The following is a 2,991-nucleotide window of genomic DNA, read 5'->3' as shown; positions in this document are numbered from 1 at the left end:
CTATTGGCGAGTCATATCTTGCGCAAGCAATATCATAACCACTGCCTTTAAAAGCGTTCCAAAGCAACGTAAACGGATTCACATTTGCCCAAAGTGCAATATTATGAATCAACGTAGAAGACGAACCTAAACCCCAATTTTGAGGAAAACTCAAGCTAGTTTGCACTTCAATACTGGTTTCGCCATTCAAAAACGAAGGATTTAAGCGTTTGGCTTCTGATAAAATATCGTGCAATAACTGACTTTCAGGATCAACATAAGAAGTTTTAAGACCAAAAGCTTTCAGTTCAAACGAGCGTTGGTACCAAATCAAATCTTGTACATCATAACTTTTCCAAACCAATTTTGGCGGTTCAATCGGATTTGGCAATTCTATCGAAGTGACCGTCATCGATTGTCCATACGTTGTCGGAATCGCCAATGCTTTTGCGCCATCGAGGAAAACATATTCGCCTGTAAGTAATAATTAAAAAAAAAAAAAAAAATCCATTAGGCTTGTGCTACTTTATATGCGTTAAACGCGTCAACAACGGCGCTATGTGTCACTGTTTTATCTTTAAAAAAGGCAATAAAATGTTTCTTTTCAGCTTCTGTTGCTTCTAGTTGATTTAGAATATTAACCAAATGCATTTTCATATGTCCTTTCTGAATTCCTGTAGTAACCAACGATCGAACAGCAGCAAAATTTTGCGCCAATCCGGCAACGGCAACAATGTTCATCAACTCTTTTGCATTGGGTTTTCCAAGCATTTCCAGCGCTAATTTTACCAACGGATGCAATGAAGTTAAGCCACCAACGGTTCCTAATGACAACGGAATTTCTATCCAAAACCTAAACATACCATCGGTTACTTCGGCATGCGTCAAGCTAGAATACTGTCCATCTTTTGCGGCATACGCATGAATTCCAGCTTCTACGGCTCTAAAATCATTTCCTGTTGCCAGGACAACGGCGTCAATTCCGTTCATAATTCCTTTATTATGCGTCACAGCGCGATACGGTTCTGTTTTAGCAATTTGTATTGCACGAATAAATTTCTCTGCAAACTCATTTGCGTCAACCGATTCGTTTTCGGTTAAATCTTCAATAGGACAACTTACTTCGGCTTTTACAATACAATTTGGCACGTAATTCGACAAAATACTCATCACAATTTGAATGTCTTTTTCTGCTGCTGAAAAGGCGTCAAATGCTGCTGCAGATGATTCAAAAGTCTTTGCAAACTGTTCCAAACACGAATTGATAAAGTTTGCACCCATAGAATCGACTGTTTCAAAAGTACAATGCAATTGAAAATATCCGTCGAGTTCTGCTGTTTTATCACGCAATTCAATATCGGTAATTCCGCCACCACGTTTCTCCATATTTTGCGTAATATGTTTGGTAGCTGCGAACAATTCGGGTTTTATATGGGTAAAATATTCCTGTAGCTTTTCAGTAGCACCAAAATACATAAAATGTACTTGTCCTACTTTTTCGGTACTCAAAACGGTAGCTTTAAATCCGCCGCGTTCCAACCAAAATTTCGCTGCTTTACTTGCTGCGGCAACAACCGAACTTTCTTCAATTGTCATCGGAATGGCGTACATTTTATCATTAATCAAAAAATTAGGCGCAATTCCTAACGGGAGATAAAAATTCGTAATTGTATTTTCAATAAACTCGTCGTGTAGTTTTTGTAGTTTTTCGTCTGAATTCCAATATTTTTTAAGCATTGCAATCACAGGTTCAGTATCGTGAAAATAAGTCTGTGCAAGCCACTCAATTTTTTCGTCTTTGGAAAATTTGGAGAATCCAGCAATGGGAGCAATCATACATTAAGGTTTAATAGTGCAAAGATACGCAATGAAATAGTAACAAATTGAGTCAAACAACACTAAAACACAGATTAAAAATCAAAGAATTGTCAAAAAATGAAGTATAAAACGCCTATTTTATAGAGTTTTAAGTAAAAAATCATCTTAAATCGACCAAAAACAGCATCTATTTTCTTCTCTTATAATTTAAGGTTTGATTTTTGTGGTACTTGCTTGATATTTGTATATTGTCAGCTTTATAATCGAAAATCACTCAAAATCATAAGCATTTAACTCGCTTATTCCTAAAAACGCAACACGAATGAAAATAAAATATGTTTTTCTTTTTCTCTTCTTAGGATTAGCCAACCTTACATTGGCACAACAAAAAGAAATCACGCTAGCCGAAATTTGGTCAGGAGCCTTTAGAACAAGTGGAATGGACGTATTACATTCTATGAATAACGGACAGCAATATACTGTATTCAATAGGCGATCAGGTTCGGTAGATAAATATGATTATAAAACGCTTCAAAAAGTAGAAACAATTGTAAAAGCGAATGATCTATCAGAAATAAATTCATTTTCTTCATATAGTTTTAGCGATGATGAAAGCAAACTTATGTTAGCAACTAAAGTAGAAGCGGTATTTAGAAGATCGACACTAGGAATTTTTTACGTGTACGACATCGCTTCAAAAAAAGTAACAAAAATTTCAGACAATAAAATACAAGAACCAACCTTTTCTCCAAATGGAAAAAAGGTAGCCTACGTTTATGATAATAATGTATACGTAAAAGATTTAATGTCTGGCTCAGAAATACAAATCACAAAAGACGGTGTAAAAAACGAAATTATCAACGGTGTAACGGATTGGGTGTACGAAGAAGAATTTGGTTTTGTGCGCGCTTTTCAGTGGAATGCAGCTAGTGATCACATTGCGTTTATTCGTTTTGACGAAACAAACGTTCCAAAGTTTTCTATGGACGTTTATGGAAGTAAGTTATATCCGCAACAGCATGTGTTCAAATACCCAAAAGCAGGTGAAAAAAATGCAGATGTTTCATTGCACTTATACAGCTTAAATGCGAATAAAACTTCAAAAATTAATTTAGGAAATTATACAGATTTCTACATTCCAAGAATTAAATGGACAAACGATCCAGTAGTATTGAGTGTGCAAGTCATCAACAG

Annotated in this window: 2 protein-coding genes and 1 pseudogene; 1 reads left to right on the top strand and 2 read right to left on the bottom strand. The window is 35.6% G+C overall.

Annotation, left to right across the window (positions count from 1 at the left end; genetic code table 11):
* Both AB8B65_RS20520 and AB8B65_RS20515 read right to left on the bottom strand, forming a co-directional pair.
* Positions 1-421, bottom strand: a pseudogene (locus AB8B65_RS20520) (GHMP kinase); the annotation flags it as partial.
* A gap of 68 nt (positions 422-489) precedes the next feature.
* Complete coding sequence (locus AB8B65_RS20515; protein WP_405303150.1) at positions 490-1,815, bottom strand: hydroxymethylglutaryl-CoA reductase, degradative; 1,326 nt, start codon at positions 1,813-1,815, stop codon at positions 490-492.
* A 304-nt stretch (positions 1,816-2,119) separates the two neighbouring features.
* Here AB8B65_RS20515 and AB8B65_RS20510 point away from each other — a divergent pair.
* A partial coding sequence (locus AB8B65_RS20510; protein ID WP_405303149.1) for a DPP IV N-terminal domain-containing protein occupies positions 2,120-2,991 on the top strand: 872 nt, incomplete at its 3' end.

It is taken from the genome of Kordia sp. (genome assembly GCF_045105435.1).
Classification (GTDB): Bacteria; Bacteroidota; Bacteroidia; order Flavobacteriales; family Flavobacteriaceae; genus Kordia.
Note: the sequence above shows the minus strand (reverse complement) of the source record. Positions and strands in the feature narration are given on the sequence as shown.